Below are 2,192 nucleotides of genomic sequence, written 5' to 3'. Positions count from 1 at the left end.
GCTGGCGGCTCCGGCGCGAGCGGCCCAGAGGCCGTCATCGCGGTCGGCTCGCTCTACGAGCCCGTCAACCTGTCCAACACCGCGGGCGGCGGCCAGGGCGTCACCGAGGCGCTCACCGGGAACGTCTACGAGGGGCTGTTCAAGCTCACCGACTCCGGCGAGGTCGAGAACCTCCTCGCGGAGACCGTGGAGACGAGCGAGGACGGCCTGACCGTCACCGTGACCCTGCGCGACGGGGTCAGCTTCCACTCCGGGAAGGCGCTGACCTCCGCTGACGTGAAGTCCAGCATCGAGGCGGTCACCGCCGAGGACTCGCAGTCCGCGCGCAAGTCCAGTTTCGCGGTCATCGAGACCATCGACACCCCGGACGAGCAGACCGTGGTCTTCCACCTGAACGACCGCTCGATCTCCTTCGTCTACAACCTCAGCTACGTCTGGATCGTGAACAGCGAGGCGACGGACCTCATGAGCGCCGAGGACGGCACCGGCCCCTACACCCTGGACGAGTGGAAGCGCGGCAGCAGCCTCGCCCTGACCCGCTGGGACGACTACTGGGGTGAGCCCGCGAAGAACGCGGGCGTCGAGTTCTCCTACTTCACCGACGCGACCGCGCAGAACAACGCGTTGCAGACCGGCAAGATCGACCTCATCACGAGCGTGCAGAGCCCGGACCTCCTTGACCAATTCGAGGGCAACGCCGACTACACCATCAGCGCGGGCGACTCCACGACGAAGGAGGTGCTCGCCTTCAACGACCGGGTGGAGCCCTTCAGCGACCCGAAGGTGCGCAAGGCCCTCACCTCCGCGATCGACACCGAGAAGCTGCTCTCCGCCGTCTGGGGCGACTACGGCACCCTCATCGGCTCGATGGTGCCCCCGACGGACCCCTGGTACGAGGACCTCACGGGCGTGAACCCCTACGACGTCGAACTCGCGAAGCGCCAGCTCGCCGAGGCGGGCTACGCCGACGGCTTCGCCTTCACCCTGGACACCCCGAGCTACGACCCGCACCCCGTGGTCGCCGAGTTCGTCCAGTCCGAGCTGGCCAAGGTCGGCGTGACGGTCACGATCAACACGATCAGCGCCGACGAGTGGTACTCGAAGGTGTTCAAGGAGCGCGACTTCGAGGCCACCCTGCAGGAGCACGTGAACGACCGCGACGTGGTCTGGTACGGCAACCCCGACTTCTACTGGGGTTACGACAACGCCGACGTGCAGCGCTGGGTGACCGAAGCGGAGCAGGCCCCGGACGAGGCGGCGCAGACGGAGCTGCTGAAGCGGGTGAACCGGCAGATCGCGGAGGACGCGGCGAGCGCCTGGCTCTACCTCTTCCCGCAGATCGTCGTCTCCGCGAGCGATGTGACCGGGTACCCCGTGAACGGGCTCAACTCGCAGTTCTTCGCCTACGACATCGTGAAGGGCTAAACCGCAGAAACACCCCAGGCGAGCGGACCGCTGCTGCGCCGGTGAGCCCGGCTCACGCGCAGCATCGGTCCGCTCGCGACGGGCTGTGCCGCGGTAGAATGTGTGTTGATGCTTCGTTACCTTGCGCGCCGACTCGGCTTTCTGGTCGTGTCCTTCGCGGTCGCCATGATCGTGATCTTTGTGCTGCTCCGGCTGCTGCCCGGGGACCCGGCAAACGCGCTCCTCTCGGTGAACGCGACCCCGGAACAGATCGCGGCCGCGCAGGAACAGGTGGGCTCGAACCTGCCGCTCGTCAGCCAGTTCACGCTCTGGGCCGGGCAGATCATCCGCTTCGACTTCGGCACCTCGCTGATCAGCCAGCTGCCCGTCGGCCCCGAGATCGCCTCCCGGCTCGTCGTGACGCTTCCGCTCACGGTGCTCGCCTTCCTGCTGGCCACCGTGCTGGCCCTCGTGATCGGGATCACCGCCGCGGTCAAGGCGGACCGCTGGTACGGCACCCTCCTGTCCGGCTTCGCGCAGCTCGGCATCGCCGTGCCGACCTTCTGGGTCGGCATCCTGCTGGTCTGGTGCTTCGCGCTCGGCCTCGGCTGGCTGCCCTCGGGCGGCTTCCCCCGCGGCGACTGGCAACACCCCGGCGAGGCGCTCACCTCGCTCGCCCTGCCCATTCTCACGATCGCCATCGTGATGAGCGCGTCCCTCGCCCGATACGTGCGCACCGCGACGCTCGACGTGCTCGGCAGCGACTACCTGCGCACCGCGCGCGCCCA

Annotated in this window: 2 protein-coding genes; both read left to right on the top strand. The window is 68.1% G+C overall.

From position 1 onward, the window contains the following. Positions 1–1,425, top strand: a 1,425-nt coding sequence (locus tag OOT08_RS06090; protein ID WP_325091692.1) for an ABC transporter substrate-binding protein, incomplete at its 5' end; no start/stop codon positions are given. Positions 1,426–1,533: 108 nt separating this feature from the next. Beyond that, the coding region (locus tag OOT08_RS06085; protein WP_325091691.1) for an ABC transporter permease at positions 1,534–2,192 on the top strand (659 nt) is incomplete at its 3' end.

Source organism: Leucobacter sp. M11, assembly GCF_035726885.1.
GTDB lineage: Bacteria > Actinomycetota > Actinomycetes > Actinomycetales > Microbacteriaceae > JAPFRB01.
This window is presented reverse-complemented; position numbering and strand designations above follow the sequence as displayed.